Genomic DNA, 15,842 nt, shown 5'->3' with positions numbered 1-15,842 from the left:
GATGGGTGTCGGCTGCCCCCCTTAATCCTGCTGATGCGCAAGCCGCAAAGCGACCGGTCCCTTAGTTACGCCGATGAGCGGGTGGAGAAGACGGTTGAGGATTACAGCCTGGCCCGCTGGCAGGTCGACGCCCACGCGTTCTGGCGGTCCAGTGGCGACCGGTCCCTGACGGTACAGGAACTGGCCGCGCTGGGGCCGGCCAAGCTGGCCACGGCCTTCACCAAGCTCAGCCTCGAGCGCGTCTACGACTATGACTTCCACGTCAAGATCGGGGAGGCGCTGGAACTCCAGGGCAAGCTGCCCAGCACCTTCATGGCCCTGGCACCCGGCAGCGCCCACCCGGCCGTCTGGCACGACATCATCCGGATGAAGACGCTGAACAGCGAGCAATCACGCCGCGCCGTCGAGCAGCACGTCTGTCCCTTCCAGATCGACATCGTCGACCGGCTGATCCAACGCTACAGCAACCCGGGAGAGTGGGTGTTCGATCCGTTCGGCGGCCTGATGACCGTGCCGTCCCGCGCCGTGGCCTTGGGGCGGCTGGGACGCGGCGTGGAACTCAACCCGACCTACTTCCTGGACGGCGCCCATTACTGCCGGGCCGCCGAAAAGGAATTCGGCATGCCCACGCTGTTCGACTTGCTGACGGCCGGGCCGGCCGTGGCGGCGGAATGATGGCTACCGTCGATCCTGGCGCGTTCGCCACCAATCCGGCTGGGCTGGTGGCGGACATGGACGCCCAGGCCCCTGATGGGTCGTCCGGCGCAAAGCGTTCGAACGCTTTGGTTGCCAGGGATTACGCGGCCGGCGGCTTGGGGGCGGCGGCGCGCAGGGCGTCGTTCATGCGCGTCTGCCACCCCGGCCCGGTGGCGCGGAACGCCTCCACCACGTCAGGGTCCAGGCGCAGCATCACCTTCACCTTGGGGTTGGCGGCAATGGGCCGGCCGCGCTTGCGGGCGCCCTCGAACGCCGCCAGCACGGCGGCGGGCAGGGCCTCGGCGGCGGGGCGGGCCTGGGCGAAGTCCTCGTCCGTCCATTCCCGGGCGTCGGGATCGGCGGCGATTCCGGCGGTGATGGCCACATCCTCCTCCGGCGTGGGGGTGGTGACGGCGGCCTTGGCCGCCCTGGGCTTACGGGTGCTGGGCATAGCGCTTGACCTCTCTGCTGTTCGCCTTGCGCAGGCTGATGACGCGGACCACCTGGTCCCGGACGGTGAACACCAGGACGCAGACCCGGCCGTTCAGCGGGCCAATGGCCTCATACCGCGTCTCGCCATAGTCGGCCCGGTCATCCACCCGGATCAGCGCGACGGCCAGGTCCATGTCGACGGCGGCGCTGAGCGGCAGGCCGTGCTTGGCGAGGTTGGTGGCGTTCTTGGCCGGGTCGAAGGTGATGTTCATGGCTTTTTTGTATACCCGATAAGTCGGCATGGCAAGACATTTTTCGGGTATACGGAAAATAGCTATCGGCGTCCGGTGAAACGTTCGAACGCTTCACCGGGCGGGGGGTGATCGTGGGGAAGATGGCAAGCGTTCGAACGCTTGTTCCGCATGAGCCCGTCTATGGAGCCGGTGCCCGGGAAGTGGCGCTGGAGCACATTTTTTACGCCGTGGGGATGGGGATGACCTATGCCGAGATATTGGCCAGCGTTGGGCTGGTATGGCCTTGGCCGTTCGCGCCAAGCCTGGAGTTCGTCACCAGCGGGCTCGTTGCCGCTTGGACGGCCTGCACCGAGGGGGATGCGTGATGGACGCTGAAGAAAAGGCGCTGTTCATCATGCGCTGTCCGAAGGATGAACTGGCGCGCACGGAATTCATGGACCCGATGGTGGAGTTGGTCTGGCGGCGGCTCCAGGATCATATCTACGCCACTGGTGACCGGGTGCCCGACCGGGATTCCGAAGTGGCCCGCGTGACCAAGGCCGGTAACCGTTGGCGGCGCATCAAGGCGGAGCTGATCGATCGGGGGCTGATCGAGGTGCTGGACGGACGCGTCACCAACGGCCGGTGCCGCGATGAACTGGCCCGGGTGGCAAAGTCGCTCGCCGGCAAGTCCGCCGGTGGTCGGGCCAGCGGGCAGAGCCGCAAGGCCAGGGGTACGAAGTCACCGCCGGCGGCGGTGTCCGGCGGCCCGGAAGCGGCCGAAAAAGTCGAAGAAAAGTCCGAGATTTCTGCGGAAAAACCGGACGTTCATGGCGGCGGCGGCAGTGGGGTGTGTGAAGGGGAGTTTTCCGAGGCTAATGCGTTGAAATGCAATGAAACACCGCCAACGGCTGTTCAAACTGCTGTTGGTGCTGCTGTTGGTTCAGCAGCACCAACTAAACCAGTAAACCATAATTTACCCCCTTATATCCCCCTGTCGGCGGAAGACAGCCTGTTGCTCAATCGGGCCCAGGTTCTGGCCCGTGGCGGCAGTGTCGCCTTGGCCCAGGCCAAGACCTGGCCGGTCCAGGACCTGCGGGCCATGGTTCAGCGGGGCTTGGTCGATGCCGCCGTGGTGGCGGCGTTGGGGGTGGTGCCCGGATTGCCGGCCGGCGCGGCCAGCGGCACCGTGGCTGGGCTTGGCAGGGGGGCTTGAGGCAATGGCGCGGCCCACCACACGCCGGACGCCGTTTGGCGTTCCCCTCTCCACCGCCCAGGTCGTCAGCCGCTATGCCTGTCCCGCCTGCGGCGCAGGGCCCGGCAAGGTCTGCGCCCGCCTCCATGGCATCGGTCCTGACCAAGCCCACCTTGGCCGCTGGCGGGCGGCATCCCTGGACAATCCGGCGGAGGGCGCGGCCGGCGATACGGCGTCCCTGTTTGGTGAGGGCTTCTGAGAATGGCGATGAAATCGATCGACGTGGCGCGGCTGGTGGAATGGACCTATCGGGTCCAGCGGGCGGACATGGTGGTGGACCGGGGCGTGGGGCTGTTCGACCTGGAACGGGTCGCGGCCGGCATCGCGGTGTTCAAGCGGACGACGGACGGGAGCGGCAGCCACATCTCGGAACTGGGGTGCCGCGTCGACCAGATGGGCACACCTTCTGGTGAACTGCACCCTGATGCAGAGGCGGTGCATGAGGCGGTACGGACGGCCCTGACGCCCATACAGCAAGGCCTGGTGCTCCTCCATGGGCGGACGGGTGCCGATCCCGATTGGATGCCTGGCGCGACGGTGCAGGACGTGGTGGTGCGCCGGGACAACGGCGCACCCCGTTATCGGTACGACGATCATGGGCATAAGGCCGGCGTCATGATGCAGCGGCGCGTGTTCCTGATTGATGCCGGCCCGGACGGCCAGCGGCAGGCGGTGGACACCGGCCTGTCGGCCGAAGCACTCGACTGTGCCCGCGAGGTCTATGGCCAGTGGTGGGATGCCCTCAGCCGCCTGGCCGGCGTCCTGGTGGGCCTGGGGCTATCCAGTCACCGTATCACCGGCATGCCCACGCCCCGCGAACCGTGGCTGGCGGGTGCCCCTGCGAAAGCCTGTTGACAACGTGCGGGAAAAATTTGACTTGTTGAGATGGGCGATCAAAGCGCCTGTGAGGGTCGGCCGGGAAACCGGGCCGGCCCTCTGCCGTTTCGAGGGGGTGCGCATGCGGTCGGACGTATCCGTGGATGGTGCCATAAAGGCGCTGGAGCGGTTCGAACGGGGCATGCGCTTCGCCGGGGCTGTGGCGCTGACGCGCACTGGAAAGGCGGTGATCGCGGCCGAACAGCATGAGATGCGGGACAGCTTCGACCGGCCCACGCCCTATACGCTGAACTCCCTGAAGCTGACGCCGGCCACGCCCGATAGGCTGGAGGCGATGGTGGCGCCGAAGGACGGAAACGGCGGCACACCCGCCTGGAAGTACCTGGCCCCCGCCATCCTGGGCGGCGCGCGGCGCATGAAGCGGTTCGAGGTGCGGCTGGGCCGGGGTGGCGTCAGCGACAACGCCTTCGTCGTGCCGGGCCGGGGCGCCACCCTGGACGCTTACGGCAACCTGTCGCGGGGGCAGATCACCCAGGTCCTGTCCCGCCTGCGGCTGCTGGACGCGTTCGGGGCCAACGTATCGGCCAAGACGATCCGGAGGCTGGGGAAGCGCAAGCTACTGGTGAACCGGGGCAACCACGTCCAGCTGTCGGACTACTTCGTGGCCAGGCAGCACGGCAACCCCAACGGCCGGCCCATCGCCGTGTACCGCCTGCTGAGCAAGGGCAAGGTGGTGCCGGTGCTGGTGTTCACCAACCGGGCGCCGTCCTATGAGGTCGCCTTCGACTACTTCTACGCCGCCGAACTGGCGGCTGGGCAGGCCTTCGACCAGGAACTGTCCCGGGCCATCGGGCAGTACCTCCGGTAGGGGGCGGTCGGGGCGTAGGGTAATAATATTGCGCGCCAGGGGCCCCTGGACCAAAGGGGCCGTACGGGTAATTCGGCCCCTGTCGATTTTCTAGTGCGGGCGTTGCACGGGTGGTGCAACAGGCGCAACAGCATGCAACGGGACGCAACGCCATGGAACAGACGGACCAGCGCCGCCTGATGGGCGTGCGCGCGATCGCTGCCGCCCTGACCGAGATGGGCATGGGCGTCAACGCCAGCACCATCAGCCGTGGGCTGAAACAGCGCCTGTTCCACGACTATGGGGTGCCGGGCAATCCGCTGCTGGACCTGGATGAGGTGGTCGCGGTGCGGCGCAACCACCTGGACCCGGTGAAACAGGCGGCGGCCTATGTGGCGCGGGGCGTCACCCCAGCGGGCGGCAGCGGCGACGTTCCGGCCGGCCGGACGGAGTCCCAAGAGAGCTTGCTCGGGGCGGAGCGTCTGCGCGAAGCCAGGGCCAAAGCGTCGAACGCCGAACTGGACCTGATGGAGCGGGAAGGCACCCTGGCCCCGGTCATGGAGTTTCAGGACGGCGGCTTTGAATTGGGCGTGATGGTGCGTGACGCGCTTTCCGCCCGGGTACCCGGTATGGCGGCGGAGCTGTTGGGCGTGACGGATGCGCGCGCCGCGGCGGCGATCATCGACCGGTTCGACCGCGAGGTCTGCCAGGCCTTGTCGGATAAGGTCGAGAAGCTGCTGGCCGATGTCGCTGCGTGAGACGTTCCCGTGCTTGGGCGACGGCCGGCGGGCGCTGCTGGCTGGGTTCGGTCAGGGCGTCAAGCCGCCGCTGCGGCGACCGGTCGACCAGTGGGCCGCCGAGGAAAGGATGGTGTCAGCGGAGAGCGGCAGCCCTTACGCGCTGGGCAAAGACGTCAGGTATGAACACCGGCATGCCCCCCACATGGTGGAGGTTATGCAGGTCCTGTCGATGGATCATCCGGCGTTCGAGGTATCGGTCGTCGGTTCAGCCCAGATCGCCAAGAGCGAGGCGGGCGTCAACCTCATAGGCCAGGTCATCGATGAGGACCCATCCGCCATGCTGGCCCTGCTGCCCAGCCTGGAGGAGCAGAAGAAATATGTCAGGGTCAAGCTGCAGCCGACCATTGATGCCACGCCGGTGCTGTCGGAGAAGGTCCGCGCGCTCAAGAGCCGCGATGAGGACGGCAGCACCAGTTCCATGAAGCGCTTCCGCGGCGGCTATCTGGTGGTCGCCACGGCCAGCAGCTCCAAGGCGCTGCAGATGGTGTCCTACCGGGTGGTCATTGGTGAGGAGATATCCGAGTGGCCGCACGATGTCGGCGGCCGTGGCGACCCTCTGGACCAGGCCATCGCCAGGACCAAGGCCTACCGGGAGACGCGGGGAGCCAAGTGCTATTGGAACGCGACCCCGGGTATCAAAGGACATTGCCGCATCAGCGCCAAGTTCGAGGCGGGTGACCAGCGCCGGCGCTACGTGCCATGCCCGCACTGCGGCGTCTTCCAGATGCTGCGGTTCGAGCAGCTGCGCTGGGCCAGCGAGACCAAGCCACATGACGCCTTCTTCGTCTGTGCCGCCCACGGCTGCGTGATCACGAAGGATGACAAGGAGGCGATGCTGGACCAGGGCGTCTGGCTGGCGACGTGCCCACCGCAGGCGGGGGAGGGCGCGGAGGACGTGCCCGGCGCGACCGTCCTGCCCGACCAGATCGCCCGGCACCTGGCCCGCAAGGCCCGGATGGAGAAGGTGCTGCAGCCGTCGTTCAAGATTTGGCAGGCCTATTCGAAACAGGTGTCGTGGGATTTCACCGTCTCGGAATACCTGGCCGCGAAGGGCAAGCCGGATAAGGAAAAGACCTTCTGCCAGCAGGGCTTGGGGGAGCCGTACGAGGAAAAGGGCGATGCGCCCGACGCGGAGAAGCTGGTCAGGCTGGTCGAGGACTACCCGGCCCGCAAGCTGCCGCCCGGCGCCTTGTTCATCACCGGTTTCTGCGACGTGCAGGGGGCGGCCCTGAAATGGGACGTCTACGCCTGGGGCCGGAATATGGAGTCCTGGCACCTGGATGGCGGCACCATCGAGGGGGAACCCGCCGACGACCGGGTGTGGCCGCAACTGGCGGAGCGCATCCGCCGACGGTACGAGGATCAGTACGGCCAGTTCTGGCCGATCGACGCCTTCGGGGTGGACACCGGCTATCTCACCCCCCGCGTCTACAAGTTTGTCCGCGACATGCGCCGCAGCGGCTACGAGCGGGTCTATGCCACCGATGGTCGGGGCGGTGAGAACAACGCCATGCACCCACCCATCGGCATGGCGAAGAAGGCGTCGATCACCTGGCGCGGAAAGCGTGAGGGCAGCGTCTACGTCTGGCCCATCGGAACCTGGCCGATGAAGTTGGAGTGCTTCGGCGCGCTGAACCGCACCATGCGGGCGGCGGAGGAGGCCGTGGACCCGGAGGGTAATCCCTGGACAGGGCTGGCCCACTTCGACCGGGCCTGCGACCTGACCTTCTTCCAGGAACTGACGGCGGAGTACCTGAAGGTTGGGGAACGCGCCGGCCGGCCCTTCCGGGAATGGCACAAGCGCGGCGTCAACGACAGGCTCGACTGCTGGGTCGGCGCGCGCGCCTGGGCCAGCCATGTGATCGATGAGATGGGGGCGACCCCGGAGATGTGGGCGGCCCTGGCGGCCCGACGGCGTCCAGCCCCCGCGCAGGGCGACTTGCTGGACCAGCTGCCCTACCGCGTGAAGGTGGCGACCCAGCCGGTCCCCGGCCCGGTCGAGGAGACGGCCGCCAAGCTGGCGGCCGTCTTGGGCGCTGTGAAGGAAGCTCAGGAGGGCAAGCCGGCGGCGCGGTCCACAGACCGGGAGCCGGGTCGGCGGCGGGTAACCCGCAGCAGCTACATGGGACGGTGACATGGCAACGATGTACGACGACCTGACGCTGGACCAGCTGGTCCAGCGGCGGAACGACCTGCGCGATTCCTATGACCAGGGTGCGAACAGCGTCCGTGTCAACGGCCGCGACGTCACCTTCCGCAGCCGCACCGACATGCTGGCCCAGCTGCAGGATATGAACAGCGAGATCGCGCGCCGGAACGCGCCGGCCGGCTCGGGATCGGGCAGCCGGGCATTCCGCTTCGGCGCGTCGTCGGGGTATTGAGCATGGCGGTCGCCACCACCAGGGTGAGGTTCAAAGGCACGGACGTCTACGCGGAGCAGTTCCGGGGCGCCCCAACCATGTCCGCCGCCGATCCTTTCACCGCCGGGGGCGCCGCCGGCGCCCCGTCCAGCCCGCACCAGGCCGCGTCGGTCGGCCGGCGGCTGGGGGGCTGGCGGGCATCGGCGATGGGCCCCAACGCCGTGGTGGCGGCGGATGGCCAACGGCTGCAAGCCAGGTCCCGCGACCTGGCGCGGAACAACCCGATCGCGGTGCGGGCATCCAGCCTGATCCAGACCCACACCGTGGGGTCGGGCATCGTGCCGCAGTGGACACTGAGCAACGCCAAGCTGAACCAGGCCATCCACGAACTCTACGCCGACTGGATACCCTATGCGGACGCCGATGGGCTGCTGGACTTCAACGGCCTGCAAAACCTGGCGGTGGGGGAGATGGTCGAGGGCGGGGAATCCTTCGGCCGGATGCGGACCCGGAAACTGTCCGACGGCCTACCAGTCCCATTGCAAATCCAGATGCTGCCGACGGAGCAAGTCCCCCTCTACTACTCGGCAGCCATCGCGGGCGGCACGGTCGTTCAGGGCATCGAGCGGAACCTGTTGGGCCAGCGGCAGGCCTTCTGGATGTACCGGGCCAATCCCGGCGACATGAACATGGACATGTCGGTGGACAGCGCCCTGCTGACCCGCGTTCCCGCCGCCGACGTCTTCCACCTCTATAACCTGCGCCGTATCGGCCAGATGCGCGGCCTGCCGTGGCTGGCGGCGGCCATGACGCCGCTGTACCACATCGGCTCTTACCAGGACGCGGAGCGGGACCGGAAGAAGACGGTCGCCATGCTGGTGGGCTTCATCAAGCGCAACGCTTCCCGCGAAATGAGCGCGGACGACCTGGCGGCGGCCTGGGGGCAGACGTTGCGGGAATTCGGCGGCCTGCCGCAGGTGGCGCTGGAGCCCGCGACCATGCAGTACCTGGACGTGGGCGAAGATGTTGAGTTCACTCAGCCGGCCGATGTCGGCGGCAACTATGAAGCCTTCATCGCCGCCAACTATCGCGAGGTCGCGGCAGCGGCCGATGTCCTGTACGAGGAGTTGACGGGCGACTGGAAGAACGCGAACGACCGCACCTTCCGCGCCCAGTTCAACACCTTCAAGCGCCGCGCCAGTCAATGGCAGTATGGCCTGGTCGGTTTCCAGTTCCTGCGCCCCGTCATCAATCGCTGGGTGGACCTGGCCATCGCCTCCGGCGCGCTCCGGGTGCCGAAGTCCGTGCGGATGCAGGACCTATACCGGTATCAGCTGATCCCCCAGCGCTGGGACTATCTGAACCCCAAGCAGGACATCGAGGCCGTCCAGGCGGAGATGGCCGCCGGCCTGACCGCGCGGTCCGTCGAGGTGGCGAAGCGCGGCGACAACGTCGACCAGATCGACCAGGCGCGGGCCGCCGACCAGGCGCGGGAGCGCAAGCTGGGCATCCAGCCCATGGTGCTGGCCCAGCCGGCGAAGACCGCGCCGGTTGACGGCGACCCTGCCGCCCAGCCGAACCCAGATGAGGAGACGACGGGATCATGAAGCGCCACCCGCTTTTCCTGGGCAGCTTGCTGAACCGCCCGCATTTGATGGAACGGGCCGCCGCAGGGGCCGTCCTGGCTGTGTTGCGGCCTGATGCCCGGATGGATGGGGCCGAAATCGACGTGTCGGCGGTCGAATGTCCCCATGACCGCGATTATCAAGTGGCTGGCGGTGTCGCCATCATTCCCGTGCTGGGAAAGCTGGTTCATCGTGGTACTGGTCTGAGCGCCCCCAGCGGCGTTTGCAGCTATCAGTCCCTGGCCGACATGACCAGCGACGCCCCTATCGGGCGTGATGACGTCAAAGCCATCCTCTTTGACCTGGACAGCATGGGTGGGGAAGGCGGCGGCTGTCTGGACTATGCCGACTGGCTGCGATCGATGCGTGGCGTCAAGCCGATGTGGGCTGTGGTCAACAGCCGGGCGACCTCGGCCGCCTATGCCATCGCCTCGGCCTGCGACCGCGTCCTGACCAGCGAAGATGGATTCAGCGGCAGCGTCGGCGTCATCGCCATGCACGTTGACGAAAGCAAGGCCCTGGAAGCCGCCGGCCTCGATGTCACGGTCTTGTACAAGGGCGACCGTAAGCCGGACGGGATTTCCAGCCAGCCGCTGTCCGCCGAAGCGCAACGCCTGTGGCAGGGCGACATCAACGGCATGTACGAGCGCTTCTGCCGTGTCGTGGCCGCCGGGCGTGGCATGACGGTCGAGGCGGTTCAGGCCACACAAGCCGCCGTCTATCGCGGCCAGGATGCAATCAACGTCGGATTCGCAGACCAAATCGCCACTTTTGAGGAGGCTCTTATGTCCCTGCAAACCAAGACCGCGCCCACTGGGGCGCGGGTGATCAACCCGGGTACGACGCCGGCGGTGCCCCCGTCGGATGGTGAGGCCGACCTCACCACGGCCCAGGTAATTACGGAACTGACAACGCGGGTGCCAGACGGCGCCCTGGCCGCCGGCGCGCCGTTCATCGTTTCGCTTGACGCCGGAGGCAACATCTCTGGCGTCAAGGTGGCCGCTGCCAGCTTGGCCGCCGCCGACGTGGCCGACATGTGTGCCAAGGCCGGGTACCCCGACCTGATCGCGGGCCTGTTGCGCAGATCGTCCCTGACGACTGCCGACGTCACGGCCCGGCTGGACGAGGCGCGGGGCATCGCCGACGCCTGCGCCAAGTTCGGCGTGCCGCAGATGGCCGCCGACCTGATCCGGGGCGGGGTCAGCCTGGATGTGGCGCGCAGTCTGGCCGCCAGCATGTCCGCCAGTGTCGACCAGGCACGTGTGACCGACACCACCCACGTGCCCCAGGCGGCCGCCACCACTCGTGCCCCCACGCTGGACCACGCGAGCGTCTATGCCCGCATGAACTCCGGCAAGGGCACCCCGTAACCCTATCGCCAGTGAGGTGATTTCCATGAGCAACACCGCGATTTTCGAAGGCCGGGGCGCCGGCGAGTACATCGTTTCCGAGGCCAATGGCCACCGGTCCCGCGGGGTCGCCACCCTGACCGGTGGCGGTCGCTACCAGGCCGGAACCGTCCTGGGCAGGGTGCTGATCAGCACCGCCACGGCCGCCGCCGCCGGTAACACCGGCAACGGTACCATCGGCGCCATCACCGTGGGCGCTGCCAAACAGGGCGCCTACCGCCTGGTGATCCTGGAGCCCGGCACCAACGCCGGCGCCTACTCGGTCGAGGACCCCGATGGCATCAACGTCGGGGACGGCGTGGTTGGGGCAGCCTTCACCGGAGGCGGTCTGTCCTTCACCCTGGCGGACGGGTCCACCGACTTCGTCGCCGGCGACAGCTTCACCATCACCGTCGCCGCCGGCAGCGGCAAGGTGAAGCCCCTGAACCTGACGGCGACCGATGGAACGCAGACGGCTTATGCCATCCTGTACGCCACCACCGATGTCAGCGGCGCCGACCAGAAGGTCGCCATCCATGATCGCGACATGGAGGCCAACGGCGAATGCCTGACCTGGCCCGTCGGTATCACCGATAACCAGAATGCCGCCCAGGTCGCCGCCCTGGCCACCCACGGCATCATCGTCCGCTGATACCCCTGGCCGTTGCCAGCCCGGTACCGGCCCACATTCCACCCTGCTGAGGAGACGCCTCCATGCCCATGGAGATCGCTGACGTATTCTCGGGTGACGCCTTCTCGGCTGTTACCCTCACTGACCAGATCAACAATACGCCCTATACGCCCAACTTGCTGGGCAGCTTGGGCAACCGGCTCTATGCGGTCGATGGCGTCCGCACGAAAGAGGTCGCCGTCAATGAGAAGAACGGCCGCCTGGAGATCATCAGTACCAGTCCGCGCGGTTCCGCGCCGGGCCAGATCGACAAGCCCAAGCAGAATCTGAATAAGAAGGTGGACTGTTCGCATCTGGCTTTGGAGGCCGAGGTGAACGCCGATGAGGTGCAGAACGCCTTGAACTACGCTGCATCGTCCGGCCAGCCCCAGTTGAAGGTGGCGCAGGACGTCCTGACGGAACAGTTGGAAGGGCCCTTCGGCCTGCGGGCCCGCTTCGAACTGACGATGGAGTACCAGCGTCTGGGCGGTATCAAGGGCATCGTCGTTGATAAGGATGCCAGCGAAATCTACAACTGGTACAACTACTTCGGCATCTCGCCGATGGCGGATGGCGAGTTTGATCTCAATACCATCGACCCAGACGAAACCAAGTTCGAGGACTTCTGCCGCCAATTGCAGCGTGACATGCTGGTGGAATTGGAAGGCCTGCCTACCACCAACATCACGGCGCTCGCGCTCTGCGGTGACAATTATTACGACCGTGCCTGGGGCAACAAAGAGGTGGTGTCCTGGCGCAAGGCCCTGTTGACCGGCAGCGGCCTGTCGGTGTTCGGCACCAACAAGGCGTTCAGTTCCTTCACCTACGGCGGCATCCAGTTCGTCAACTACCGCGGAACCAAGGATGGTGATGTCGGCATCGGCACGGATGAGGCCCGCCTGTTCCCCGTGGACTGTCCCGGCCTGTTCCAGATGCTGTTCGGGCCGCCGGACATCATGGGTATGACCAACATGAAGGGTCTGCCGCTCTACGCCTTCATGCCGCCGTCACGGCAGACGGAACGCCTGGCGGTGGTGGAGGCCCAGTCCAACCCGCTGACCATGTGTATCCGTCCCCGGGCCTTACGCCGCCTGGCGTTCGCCGCCTGACGACAAACCACACAGCGACACGCGACGGGCGGCCATCCCTCACCGGATGGGCCGCCCGTCGCGTTTCTGGAGACGGAATCATGGGCGCTTTCCCCTATCAGATTAAGGCGTTCGACGACGGTTCGCGCGCCATGCAGCGTGAGCCCGGGGCGGTCTGGACCGTCCTGGAGGGTGACGCCGGCAGCCAGGCGGCCGTCTTCTGCTGGCGGCAAAATGGCGACCCGGCTCAATTAGAACCCGCCGCCACCTGATGCCCTTCAACTTCGACATCGCCAACCGCGTGGCGGAGCAGGTGCTGGGCGAGCCTGTCACCGGGCCTGGCATCCCGGCCGGCACCTTGGGGCTGTTCGAGAACGGGCCCCAGATCGTCCAGCTCCAGGACGGCGGTGAGGCCATGGCTACCCGCACCACCCTGATGCTGCGCGACAGCGTCGTGCGCCTGGCCGTCGGCCGGGCGGTCACGGTGCGGGGCCGGTCGTGGACCATCGCCGAAGCGCCGGAAGCGGTGGAAGGCCAAACCACCTACACCTTGGAGCGCGCCTGATGCCCATGGGTGACATGCCGCGGAACACCCGCGTTCGCGACTATCTGGCCGAGCTGGCAGGACAGCTGGTCGACCCGGCCAATGTCTACAAGTCCCGCGCGCGACCGTTGCCGGTGGACCCGGCCGCCATGATGTCGCCGCCCTACGCCCTGATCTACACGGTGGATGAGGATCCTGCCGTCGCCACGGTGGTCGGGGCACTGGACCGCACGGTGACGTTCGCCGTGGTGTTCGAGCAGGCGGGCCCCGATGGCGCCTTGGAAGACCCCTTGGAACTGCTGGGCGCTGATTTCGAACGGTTGTTCGCGGCTGATCGCAAGTTGGGCGGCCTGGTGATCAAGAGCGGCCTGAAATCGAAATCCCGCCGCTTCCAGCCCGACGGTGACCAGGTGGTCGGCACGCTGCAGACCATCGTCGCCGTCACCTATCGCACCCCCCATGGCCAGCCGGAAGGCTGACCCAACCTTAAGGAGACACCATGCCCATCGAAGACGGCATCGTCGCCACCAGCGGCGCCCGCATGTATATCGGCGACAAGGCCTGGGATTACGATACCCTGGCCGAATTTGACGGCCAAACCGCAAGCGGTTGGACCGAACTGGCGGAGGTCTCGAACTATAACGAGTTCGGGAAAACCTGGACGACCGTCAAGGTCAACTCCGTCGCCAATCGGCGTACCAGGAAGCGGAAGGGCAGTTATGACGAGGGTAACCTGCAGCTGACCTTCAACCGTGTCCCGGCGGATGATGGTCAAGCAAAGATCATTGACGCGCGGGACGATCCCACGGGCAGTTATCCCTTCAAGCTGGTGCTGGATGACAATCCGGGGGGCGCCGGCGGGAAGCCCACCCGCATGTATTTCTATGGGATGGTGATGTCCTACACCACGAACCTGGGCGGCGGCGAAGATGTGGTGCGGGCCGCGTCGTCCATCGAGATCAACAGCGACATCGTCGAGGGTGCCGCGACCGCCGGCAGCTGACCGGCGGCGCCGTCCCCGTTTTCGCCCCACACAGAGATATAAGGAGTCGGTCGGCTATGAGCGACCTGAACCGCGGCGAGGTGTCCATCACCCTGGATGGCCAGGACCTCGTCTTGAAACCCAGCCTGGGCGCCTTCAACGTCCTGTCGTCGAAGTACAAGAACTATACCGAGCTGACCCTGTACATCCTGAACAACCAGGTGCCGGACATCATCACCACGCTGCGTCACGGCCTGGGCTACACCGATACCCAGGCGAAGGACCTGGCGGGCATGGTCCTGCGCACCGGCCTGGACAAGATCACCATTCCCCTGTCCGACTACGTCTTCCGCCTGTTCAACGGCGGGCGCAGCCTCGATGACATCAAGGCGGAGCAGGAATCCGCCCAGGGTCAGACCGGGGGAAACGCCTAGCACCTCGGCGGCTGTCGCCGGCGCAGTACGCTGAGGAGCTGTACGGATATGCAACCGGCTGGCTGGGGTGGAGCGACAGCGAAGCCCTGGCCGCCAGCATCTTTCGTATCGAGGCCGCCCTAAAAGCCAAGGCCGACTTCATGGTGAAGACCAACCCCTGGGGCAAGCCCAAGGGCAAGAAGGTCAATCCCGAGGAACAAGACAAGGCGCTGTTGGACCAGCCGGCCCCCGCCGACAAGGCGGAGGTGGGACGGCGCCTGTTCGACGCCCTGCGGGGCCATCGCAACTATAAGCCGGCCGGCGCGTCATAGCGCGGGCCGGCTCTCCCGTCTGAGGTGGGATCATGGCCGACGCCAACACGATGCGCCTGCGCATCAGCGCGGATGAGAGCGAGGGCGTGGCCGCTGTCGACCGTATGAAGGCCAAGGTCCTGGATTTCCGCGACAAGGCCGCCGCCGCGCTGGGGCAGTTCGACGCCGCCATGGGCACGACGGGTCGCGAAACCCAGGCGCTGCGGCAGCAGATCGAGACGTTGACGGGCGTCGTCAACGACAATGGTGCCGCCACCCGGGCGCGGGCGGCCGACATCGCCGCCTATGGCGCCACACTGGACGGCCTGCGGGCGAAGTACGTTCCGCTGTTCTCGGCGCAGCAGGCCTACCGCCAGCAGCTGGCGGAGATCAAGACGGCCGTGGCCGGCGGCATCATCACAGAGAAGGAGGCGGACGCCGCCCGCCAGAAGACGAAGGATACCTTCGCCCGCCAGGTTCAGGACCTGCGCAAGGTGGGGGATGCCCACCGCAAGGTGGCCAACGATATCCAAGCCGTCACCGACACACAGAAGAAGGCGGCCGGGCTGTCGGCGGTGGACCGACAGATCGCCGTATCCGGCGCGGTCAATACCATTCAGACCCTGGCGGCCGGCGGCAGTCTGAGCCAAACCCTGGTCACCCAGGGATTTCAGACGGCGCCGGCGCTGCCCGGGTTGCTTCGGGCGATCCCGCCGCAGGCCCTGGCGGCGACCGCCGGCATCGTTGCCCTGACGGCCGTCGTGGCGGCGCTGGGTAGTCGCCTGATCAGCGCCGGGGCGGAGACGCGGCGTTTCGCCGCCGACTTGAAGGTCATCAATCCAGGTGCGAATGCCACGGCGGCGCAGCTGCGCCAGGCCGGGTTCGACATCGCCGACCAGCGGGGTGTCGACCGGCAGGACGCCAACGCGGCGCTGCGCGCGGCCCTGGGCGACCGGCGCGTCACTGACTTCGGGGTGCAGCGGCAGATCGCCGGCATCAGCCAGGATGTGGCCGCCGCCTTCGGCGGCGATGCCGCGACACGCGCTAAGGAATTGACCACCGCCGTGGCCGGGGGCGCCGCTGGCCTCGCGGACTACAATCGCGCCCTGCAAATCCTGGAACCGGATGAGGTCAAGCACCTTCGCGACCTGGATGAGCAAGGCCATCGCACCCAAGCCGTGGCGGAGGCGCTGGCATTGCTGGACAGCCGCGTGGGCGGCATGGCCAAGCGACTGGGTGGTGAGGGTGCCGCCTCCATCCACGCCCTGAAGGGCGCCATCGACGACCTGCTGGAATCCTTGGCGAACAGCAAGCTGGGCGAATGGCTGACGAAATGGTGCAGGGCATATCCGCCCTGTCAG

At 66.8% G+C, this 15,842-nt stretch carries 21 protein-coding genes; 19 read left to right on the top strand and 2 right to left on the bottom strand.

Going from position 1 to position 15,842, the window contains the following annotated elements; all coding sequences use genetic code 11:
- The coding region (locus tag I55_RS15485) for a DNA methyltransferase (protein ID WP_148293765.1) at positions 1–675 on the top strand (675 nt) is incomplete at its 5' end.
- Between the two features lie 121 nt (positions 676–796).
- Here I55_RS15485 and I55_RS15480 read toward each other — a convergent pair.
- Both I55_RS15480 and I55_RS15475 read right to left on the bottom strand, forming a co-directional pair.
- Complete coding sequence (locus I55_RS15480; protein WP_044561485.1) at positions 797–1,147, bottom strand: BrnA antitoxin family protein; 351 nt, start codon at positions 1,145–1,147, stop codon at positions 797–799.
- Positions 1,131–1,400: a BrnT family toxin gene (locus tag I55_RS15475; RefSeq protein ID WP_044561484.1), complete on the bottom strand. Its 270-nt coding sequence runs from the start codon at positions 1,398–1,400 to the stop codon at positions 1,131–1,133. Before I55_RS15475 ends, I55_RS15480 begins: the two co-directional genes overlap by 17 nt.
- Positions 1,401–1,746: 346 nt before the next feature.
- Between I55_RS15475 and I55_RS15470 the strand changes: the two genes are divergently transcribed.
- The 18 genes from I55_RS15470 to I55_RS15395 form a co-directional block, all read left to right on the top strand.
- Complete coding sequence (locus tag I55_RS15470) at positions 1,747–2,577, top strand: DUF1376 domain-containing protein (RefSeq protein WP_044561483.1); 831 nt, start codon at positions 1,747–1,749, stop codon at positions 2,575–2,577.
- Positions 2,578–2,581: 4 nt separating this feature from the next.
- Positions 2,582–2,815, top strand: coding sequence for a hypothetical protein (locus I55_RS15465; RefSeq protein ID WP_044561482.1), 234 nt, complete (start codon positions 2,582–2,584; stop codon positions 2,813–2,815).
- A gap of 8 nt (positions 2,816–2,823) precedes the next feature.
- The gene (locus I55_RS15460) at positions 2,824–3,471 is read left to right on the top strand and encodes a hypothetical protein (protein ID WP_159107209.1); all 648 of its coding nucleotides are present in this window, start codon (positions 2,824–2,826) and stop codon (positions 3,469–3,471) included.
- A 121-nt stretch (positions 3,472–3,592) separates the two neighbouring features.
- The gene (locus I55_RS33140; RefSeq protein ID WP_159107208.1) at positions 3,593–4,321 is read left to right on the top strand and encodes a hypothetical protein; all 729 of its coding nucleotides are present in this window, start codon (positions 3,593–3,595) and stop codon (positions 4,319–4,321) included.
- A gap of 152 nt (positions 4,322–4,473) precedes the next feature.
- A complete protein-coding gene (locus tag I55_RS15450) occupies positions 4,474–5,058 on the top strand; it encodes a hypothetical protein (RefSeq protein WP_044561480.1) in 585 nt (194 codons plus the stop codon).
- Positions 5,045–7,234 carry a phage terminase large subunit family protein gene (locus tag I55_RS15445; RefSeq protein ID WP_049974168.1) on the top strand — a complete coding sequence of 730 codons (2,190 nt, stop codon included), beginning with the start codon at positions 5,045–5,047 and terminating at the stop codon, positions 7,232–7,234. The genes I55_RS15450 and I55_RS15445 overlap by 14 nt, the downstream gene beginning before the upstream one ends.
- A gap of 1 nt (position 7,235) precedes the next feature.
- A complete protein-coding gene (locus tag I55_RS15440) occupies positions 7,236–7,481 on the top strand; it encodes a phage head-tail joining protein (protein WP_148293763.1) in 246 nt (81 codons plus the stop codon).
- 2 nt (positions 7,482–7,483) lie between these two features.
- Positions 7,484–9,067 (top strand): phage portal protein, encoded by a 1,584-nt coding sequence (locus I55_RS15435; RefSeq protein ID WP_049974167.1) that lies wholly within the window; start codon positions 7,484–7,486, stop codon positions 9,065–9,067.
- Positions 9,064–10,455, top strand: a complete 1,392-nt coding sequence (locus I55_RS33135; RefSeq protein ID WP_049974166.1) for a S49 family peptidase — start codon at positions 9,064–9,066, stop codon at positions 10,453–10,455. Before I55_RS15435 ends, I55_RS33135 begins: the two co-directional genes overlap by 4 nt.
- A 25-nt stretch (positions 10,456–10,480) precedes the next feature.
- Positions 10,481–11,125, top strand: a complete 645-nt coding sequence (locus I55_RS15425; RefSeq protein WP_044561478.1) for a head decoration protein — start codon at positions 10,481–10,483, stop codon at positions 11,123–11,125.
- A gap of 62 nt (positions 11,126–11,187) precedes the next feature.
- Complete coding sequence (locus I55_RS15420; RefSeq protein ID WP_044561477.1) at positions 11,188–12,252, top strand: major capsid protein; 1,065 nt, start codon at positions 11,188–11,190, stop codon at positions 12,250–12,252.
- An 80-nt stretch (positions 12,253–12,332) separates the two neighbouring features.
- The gene (locus tag I55_RS37105; RefSeq protein WP_159107207.1) at positions 12,333–12,503 is read left to right on the top strand and encodes a hypothetical protein; all 171 of its coding nucleotides are present in this window, start codon (positions 12,333–12,335) and stop codon (positions 12,501–12,503) included.
- The gene (locus tag I55_RS15415) at positions 12,503–12,796 is read left to right on the top strand and encodes a hypothetical protein (RefSeq protein ID WP_044561476.1); all 294 of its coding nucleotides are present in this window, start codon (positions 12,503–12,505) and stop codon (positions 12,794–12,796) included. Before I55_RS37105 ends, I55_RS15415 begins: the two co-directional genes overlap by 1 nt.
- Positions 12,796–13,254, top strand: a complete 459-nt coding sequence (locus I55_RS15410; protein ID WP_044561475.1) for a hypothetical protein — start codon at positions 12,796–12,798, stop codon at positions 13,252–13,254. Before I55_RS15415 ends, I55_RS15410 begins: the two co-directional genes overlap by 1 nt.
- Before the next feature lie 20 nt (positions 13,255–13,274).
- Positions 13,275–13,778 (top strand): hypothetical protein, encoded by a 504-nt coding sequence (locus tag I55_RS15405; protein ID WP_044561474.1) that lies wholly within the window; start codon positions 13,275–13,277, stop codon positions 13,776–13,778.
- Positions 13,779–13,834: 56 nt separating this feature from the next.
- Complete coding sequence (locus I55_RS15400; RefSeq protein ID WP_044561473.1) at positions 13,835–14,191, top strand: hypothetical protein; 357 nt, start codon at positions 13,835–13,837, stop codon at positions 14,189–14,191.
- A gap of 140 nt (positions 14,192–14,331) precedes the next feature.
- Positions 14,332–14,502, top strand: coding sequence for a hypothetical protein (locus I55_RS37100; protein ID WP_159107206.1), 171 nt, complete (start codon positions 14,332–14,334; stop codon positions 14,500–14,502).
- A gap of 32 nt (positions 14,503–14,534) precedes the next feature.
- The coding region (locus tag I55_RS15395; RefSeq protein WP_044561472.1) for a hypothetical protein at positions 14,535–15,842 on the top strand (1,308 nt) is incomplete at its 3' end.

The organism is Azospirillum sp. B4, from assembly GCF_000333275.1.
Classification (GTDB): domain Bacteria; phylum Pseudomonadota; class Alphaproteobacteria; order Azospirillales; family Azospirillaceae; genus Nitrospirillum.
Note: the sequence above shows the minus strand (reverse complement) of the source record. Positions and strands in the feature narration are given on the sequence as shown.

Coding starts and splice junctions, on each gene's coding strand:
- I55_RS15480 (WP_044561485.1), bottom strand. CDS start 1,147: ATGCCCAGCACCCGTAAGCCCAGGGCGGCCAAGGCCGCCGTCACCACC.
- I55_RS15475 (WP_044561484.1), bottom strand. CDS start 1,400: ATGAACATCACCTTCGACCCGGCCAAGAACGCCACCAACCTCGCCAAG.
- I55_RS15470 (WP_044561483.1), top strand. CDS start 1,747: ATGGACGCTGAAGAAAAGGCGCTGTTCATCATGCGCTGTCCGAAGGAT.
- I55_RS15465 (WP_044561482.1), top strand. CDS start 2,582: ATGGCGCGGCCCACCACACGCCGGACGCCGTTTGGCGTTCCCCTCTCC.
- I55_RS15460 (WP_159107209.1), top strand. CDS start 2,824: ATGAAATCGATCGACGTGGCGCGGCTGGTGGAATGGACCTATCGGGTC.
- I55_RS15450 (WP_044561480.1), top strand. CDS start 4,474: ATGGAACAGACGGACCAGCGCCGCCTGATGGGCGTGCGCGCGATCGCT.
- I55_RS15445 (WP_049974168.1), top strand. CDS start 5,045: ATGTCGCTGCGTGAGACGTTCCCGTGCTTGGGCGACGGCCGGCGGGCG.
- I55_RS15440 (WP_148293763.1), top strand. CDS start 7,236: ATGGCAACGATGTACGACGACCTGACGCTGGACCAGCTGGTCCAGCGG.
- I55_RS15435 (WP_049974167.1), top strand. CDS start 7,484: ATGGCGGTCGCCACCACCAGGGTGAGGTTCAAAGGCACGGACGTCTAC.
- I55_RS33135 (WP_049974166.1), top strand. CDS start 9,064: ATGAAGCGCCACCCGCTTTTCCTGGGCAGCTTGCTGAACCGCCCGCAT.
- I55_RS15425 (WP_044561478.1), top strand. CDS start 10,481: ATGAGCAACACCGCGATTTTCGAAGGCCGGGGCGCCGGCGAGTACATC.
- I55_RS15420 (WP_044561477.1), top strand. CDS start 11,188: ATGCCCATGGAGATCGCTGACGTATTCTCGGGTGACGCCTTCTCGGCT.
- I55_RS37105 (WP_159107207.1), top strand. CDS start 12,333: ATGGGCGCTTTCCCCTATCAGATTAAGGCGTTCGACGACGGTTCGCGC.
- I55_RS15415 (WP_044561476.1), top strand. CDS start 12,503: ATGCCCTTCAACTTCGACATCGCCAACCGCGTGGCGGAGCAGGTGCTG.
- I55_RS15410 (WP_044561475.1), top strand. CDS start 12,796: ATGCCCATGGGTGACATGCCGCGGAACACCCGCGTTCGCGACTATCTG.
- I55_RS15405 (WP_044561474.1), top strand. CDS start 13,275: ATGCCCATCGAAGACGGCATCGTCGCCACCAGCGGCGCCCGCATGTAT.
- I55_RS15400 (WP_044561473.1), top strand. CDS start 13,835: ATGAGCGACCTGAACCGCGGCGAGGTGTCCATCACCCTGGATGGCCAG.
- I55_RS37100 (WP_159107206.1), top strand. CDS start 14,332: ATGGTGAAGACCAACCCCTGGGGCAAGCCCAAGGGCAAGAAGGTCAAT.